The sequence below is a fragment of the Longimicrobiaceae bacterium genome, assembly GCA_035696245.1.
GTDB lineage: Bacteria > Gemmatimonadota > Gemmatimonadetes > Longimicrobiales > Longimicrobiaceae > DASRQW01.
Map to the genome: position 1 here is coordinate 1 of DASRQW010000487.1, position 5,888 is coordinate 5,888.

General features: G+C 69.6%; 3 protein-coding genes. 1 reads left to right on the forward strand and 2 read right to left on the reverse strand.

The features are described from left to right. On the reverse strand, positions 1–1,217 hold a 1,217-nt coding region (locus VFE05_21860), incomplete at its 3' end, for a SusD/RagB family nutrient-binding outer membrane lipoprotein (protein HET6232736.1). Positions 1,218–1,248: 31 nt separating this feature from the next. Continuing rightward, a complete protein-coding gene (locus tag VFE05_21865; protein HET6232737.1) occupies positions 1,249–4,494 on the reverse strand; it encodes a SusC/RagA family TonB-linked outer membrane protein in 3,246 nt (1,081 codons plus the stop codon). A 709-nt stretch (positions 4,495–5,203) separates the two neighbouring features. Between VFE05_21865 and VFE05_21870 the strand changes: the two genes are divergently transcribed. Then, positions 5,204–5,888 (forward strand): SDR family NAD(P)-dependent oxidoreductase (locus VFE05_21870; protein ID HET6232738.1); only part of this gene is annotated, 685 nt, incomplete at its 3' end.

Here is a 5,888-nt window from a genome sequence, read left to right on the forward strand (position 1 = left end):
ATCGACTTCAGGCCCGCGTAGGCCACCGAAGGCTGCGCGATGTAAGCCGCCGCCTGGTCGCCGATCCCGTTCTGGTCGAACGAGGCCTGGATGGCCTTGCCGTACAGCACGGCAGCCTGCGCCGCGCCGCCCGGGATCCAGCCGCGCTGGGCGGCCTCGGCCTGCAGGAAGAGCACCTCGGAGTAGGTCATCAGGTACGTCGGCGCGTCGGCGGCGAGGTACGCGTCGCCCACGGTCGAGTACTCCGAGATCTTGTGGTTGTGGTTCTCCGGCAGCGTGCCGTTCTCCAGGCCACGGTACACGTCGTCGCTCGTCTTCGCGGCGTACACGCCCAGGCGCGGGTCGTTGCGGTGGGTCAGGCTGTCCACCATGGCGGCGCTGACCACGAAGTCGCCGTAGCGGTCCTGGTTGTACCAGTAGTCGTACCAGGGGTTCTGGTTCGGCTGCGTGGTGCGCCACTGCATCAGCGCGTTGTCGGCGTTGCTGGCGAACCCGCCGGCCGCGTAGGCCGCCGTGAACTCGGCCTGTGCCTTGGCCGGGTCGGCGTTCACGATGCGCATGGCGTACCGCATGCGCAGCGAGTTACTGAACTTCTTCCACGCCGCAATGTTGCCGTGATACAGCAGGTCCCCGGTGGCCCAGTCGCCCGCGCCGCCGCTGAGGGAGCCGCTGGCCGCGGTGAGCTTGCTCAGGATGCCGTAGTAGACGTCCTTCTGCGTGTCGTACACCGGGCGGGTGGTGCCCGAGTCGCCCGCCAGCTGCAGCGCCTGGCTGTACGGGATGTCGCCGTACGTGTCGGTGAGCTGGCTGAAGCCCCACTGCGACAGGATAGAGGCCACGGCCGATAGGTTGGCGTCGCCGGTCTTCTGGCCCTGCTGCTGCGCCACCGACAGGTCCTTGAGGGTCCCCGCGTACCACGAGTTCCACACCCCCTCGAGCTGGCTGGGGCGCGGCGTGTACAGGTCCTCCTCGTTGTACTGCGACTGCGCGAGCTGCTGCGACCAGATCTCGGTGAGGCGCAGGCCGTACTCCGAGCCCGCCACGCCGTAGCCGCTGCCGTTGTAGCCCACGCCCTGCTGGATCGCGTTCGCCAGAAGGTGCGCCGGCGGAACGTCCTCGGGGGCGTTGGGATTCTTGTTGACGTCGGTCAACCCCTGGTCGCACGCACCGGCGAAGACCAGTGCGAGCGCCGGAGCGGCCCGAAGGTATCTGTTCATGCTCATGTCTGCTTTCTGTCCCGCGCTGGGGTTACGGAGTCACGGTGAAGCTGAACCCGATGCTCCGCGGAGTCGGAATCTGCGCGAACTCGAGGCCTTGCACGTTGCTGGCGTCGAACGCCGTCTCCGGGTCGATGTGGGGCGTCTTGCTCCACAGCGCCAGGTTGCGTCCGATGATGGAGACGTTGAACCGCGAGATGTTCGCGCGGCGCGTCACCGAGCCCGGCAGGTCGAACGAAAGGCTGGCCTCACGAAGCTTGGTATAGGTCGCGTCGAACACGTGCGCCTCGTGGATGCCGTACAGCGCCTTCCAGTAGCGCTGGGCGTTCGTGGCGGTGGTGTTCGGCGAGCCGTCGGCATGCACCGAGTTGGGCACCACGATGCCGGTCGCGGCCGTGCACGCCGGCATGTCCGACGCGTACGACGAGTTCCAGGCGCAGCGGCCCTTGGCGGTCTCGGCCAGCACGCCGGCGTACGTGCCGAACATGTGCGTCACCGAGTAGATGTCGCCGCCGCTCTTGTGGTCGAGCAGCGCGCGCAGGCTCACGCCCTTGTACGTCAGCGTGGTGCCCACGCTGCCACCCCACTTGGGCTGGTAGTTGCCCAGCACGCTCACCTCGTCGGCGGGCAGCGGGCGGCCCGTGGCGTCGACCACGATGTGGCCGGCGTCGTCGCGCTTGTAGGCGTAGCCCACCAGCGACCCGTACGGCTGGCCCTTGCGGGCTTCCACGTTCAGGCCCCAGAAGCTGCCGAGCAGCAGGGTGCCCGCGTCGTCGGCAAGCGAGACCACCTCGTTGCGGTTGCGCGAGAAGTTGACGTTCGCCTCCCACTTGAAGTCGCCGCGCTGCACCGGGGTCGTGTTCAGCTGGAACTCCATGCCGCGGTTGCGCACCGAGCCGGCGTTCACGTAGCGCTCCAGGTAGCCCGACGACGACGAGACCACGGCCGGCATGATCTGGTCGCGGGTGGTGGCGCTGTAGAAGTTGCCCTCCAGGCCCACGCGGTCGTTCATGAAGCGCAGCTCGGCGCCGAACTCCTTGGACGTGGTGGCCTCGGGCTTGAGCGCCGCGTTCGAAAGCGTGTTCGGAACGCGGAAGGTGGGGAACCCGCCGAAGGGGTCGCTGGCCACGTAGGTGTCGCGCAGCGAGTACACCGGCGCGTCGTTGCCCACGCGGGCCCAGCTCGCGCGGATCTTACCGTAGCTCAGCGCGCCGCCCAGGTTCAGCGCCGGGATGGCGTCGCTGAAGACGAAGGCGCCCGAGATGGACGGGTAGAAGTACGAGCGGTTGTCCGCCGGCAGCGTCGACGACCAGTCGTTGCGGCCGGTGGCGGTCAGGAAGAGGTACTCGTTGAAGCCGACCTCGGCCTGGCCGTACAGCGAGTTGACCTGGCGGCGGGTGACGTAGTCGTCCGGCACCGGGGTGACGGCGGCATTGTTGACCGAGAAGATGCCCGGCACCACCAGGTCGGCGGCGTAGGCGTAGTTCTCCTGGCGGCGCACGCGGCGCTGGTTGCCGCCGAGGTTCATGTCCAGGCTGAACGGACCCGACAGGGTCGGCTTGGCCGTGAGCAGGAAGTCGGTGTTGATCTCGCGGAACCCGATGTCCATGTTCGAGAACGCGCCGTTCTGGCCCACGTTGTCGGCCAGGCCGGTCATGGGGTTCACGTTGGTGACGCCCCAGTTGCCGGCGGCATACATCACGCGGCGGTTCTCCGAGTACCAGTCGGCGGCCGTGCGCGCGGTGCCGCTCAGCCAGTCCGCGAACTTGTACGTCAGGGCCGTGTTGCCGATGAGGCGGTCACGGTTGTCGCGGTTGGTGTTGACTTCCTGCTGGAAGTACGGGCTGGGGTGGTAGCTGTAGTTCCAGCTGTACGGCAGGCCCGCGTTGGGGTCGCCCGCGGGGCGGATGTCGCGGTAGTGCGCCTTCAGGTCGTTCATGTCGACCTGGCGGCCGAACCAGATGAACGCCTCGAGCGGGTTCGTCTCGTCGTACCCGATGCCGGGGCGGTTGCGGCCGTTGGTGTTGATGTACTGCACCGACGTGGTCGCCTGCAGGCGGCTGTTGACCGTCAGGCCGCCGTTCAGGCCCAGGTTGGTGCGGGCAGTGCGCTGGCCGGGCATCATCGCGTTCTGGTCCAGGCGCGACGCCGAGAGGCGCACGTTGGCCTGGTCGCTCGAGGCGGCGAAGCTGGCGTTGGTCGTCAGCGTGCGGCCCGTGTCGAAGAAGTCGCGGATGTTGTCCGGGTGCGCCACCCACGGCGTGGGATCGTGCTCGCCGCTCGAGTTGATCGGGCCGTTGTACTGCGGGATGAGGCGGCCGTCCAGCGCCGGGCCCCAGCTCTCGTCCACGTGGTCGAAGACGCCGTTGCCGTTGCCGTCGTAGTACGAGAACTTGCCCGAGCTGCCCTGGCCGTACGAGTTCTGGTAGCTGGGCAGGCGGAGCGGGTTCTCGAAGGTGACGTACTGGCTCACCGAGACCTGGCCCTTGCGGCCCGCGGCCATGCCGGTCTTGGTGGTGATGATGATGGCGCCGTTCGCCGCGCGCGAACCGTAGAGCGCGGCCGCGTTCGGGCCCTTGAGCACCGTCAGCGAAGCGATGTTCTCGGGGTTGATGTCCTGCGCGGCGTTGCCGTAGTCACGGCCGCCGTACCCGCGCGACACGCCGTAGCTGGGCGCCGTGTTGTCCACCGGCACGCCGTCGACCACGAAGAGCGGCTGGTTGTTGCCCGTGAGCGACGTGGGGCCGCGGATCACGATGCGCGACGAGCCGCCCTGGGCGCCCGCCTGCGTGATCTGCACGCCCGACACCTTGCCCGAGAGGGCGCTCACCACGTTCGGCTCCGTGCGCGAGATGTTCTCGCCGCGGATGCTCTGCACCGAGGTCGCCACGGTGCGCTCCTGGCGCGTGATGCCGAGCGCCGTGACCACCAGGCCCTGCAGCTGCGTGCTCTGCGCGGCCATCTGGAAGTTCTGCGTGAGCGAGGCGCCGGGCGCCAGCGTCACGTTGCGGCTCACGGTGGTCAGGCCCACGCGCGACGCCGTGACGCGCACCTGGCCGGTGGCGCGAGCCGCCGGCACCACGATGCGGTACGAACCGTCGGCCGAGCTGCTGGCCCCCAGGTTTAGGCCGTCCAGCCGCACTGCGACGGCCGCCTCGGGGGCCCCCGCCGCGTTGGTCACACGGCCGCTCACGGTGGCGGGCTCCTGCGCCCACGCCCCGAACGGGGTGACGGCTACCGCGACCAGGGCCGCGAGCAGCCAACGAAACTTGTTCATCAAGCTCCTCCTTGGCCTGGCGGCCTGCACGGCCGCCAGAGGTGATTTCGAGCCGCTGGACTGTCCCAGCGCCTTCCCGGGGCGGGTCCGGAAACGCCCCACCGCCATGGGCGGTGCCTCGTCCGGACGGGGCTGCCCCCGGCCTCCCCGCGACCAGCTACCGACTTCGCGACCTCCGCGTTGTGGGTGGCACGGCTGGACCGGCACGGCGCGCGGGGCACCCTGCCAGGTCACTTGAACGAACGTTCGATACGGCGAGAGGCCCGGCGAGATCGCCGGGCGGAAGGCCCGCGGGTGCGGGCCGGAAACTCGATTCAAGGTACCGAGAGATATACGCCGGGAAGGGCGCTGCGCCGCCCGCCGTGCGGGCGGGAGCTCCGTTCCGAGCCGGCCGGCTCGTCTTCAGCTCGTGTCGAGAGGCTGGTACGTCGCCCCGGCCACCGTGCGGATGCATGGGCGAGGGGCCGGGGTCCCGCTACGCGACGGGAAGAGGACCCGGTCCGCTCGCGCGGACACCGGCCTCCGGCCATGCTAGTCATGGGAGCCGATACGATTTTACGGGCATCCTAATACAAGCGCAAGTGGTTGCCGTTACGGGGCGGACGTGGCCCGGCGCCTGCGTCGCCCCACGAGCCGCGGAACGCCGGGTGTCGCGGCATGTCCAATTCCAAGCGGGACGCGGAGAATGCTGCAAGAGCGGAGCGGGACGATGCGGGATTGCGTGTTCGTGGTGACCGGCGCCAGCGGCGGCATGGGCCGGGAGACCGCCCGCGCCCTCGCGCTTCGCGGCGCGACCGTCGCGATGGTCGCCCGCAGCCGCGAGCGCGGTGAGGCGGCGCGAGAAGACGTGGCCCGCTCGGCGCCCGGCGCGCGCGTGGAGCTGCTGCTGGCCGACCTCGCCGTCCAGGCGGATGTGCGGCGCCTGGCGGGCGAGGTCGTGGACCGCTTCGGGCGCGTGGACGTGCTGGTGAACAATGCTGCGCACTACAGCCGCCGCCGCACCGTCACGGCCGAGGGGATCGAGACGCAGCTCGCGGTGAACCACCTCGCGCCCTTCCTTCTCACTACGCTGCTGCTGCCCGTGCTGGTCGCCTCCGCGCCCGCGCGGGTCGTCACCGTCAGCTCCGCGGCGCACAAGGGCGGGCGAATCCGGTGGGACGACCTGCAGGCGGAGCGGAGATACCGCGGCTTCGGCAGGTACAGCGACACCAAGCTGGCGAACGTCCTCTTCATGCGCGAGCTGGCGCGGCGCACGGCGGGCACCGGCGTCACGGCCAACGCGCTGCATCCCGGCCTTGTCGGGACCGAGCTACTCTTCGGCGGGCTCGGCATCCTCCGGCTCTTCCGGCGGTGGATGAAGACGCCGGAAGAGGGCGCCCGCACCGCCATCTACC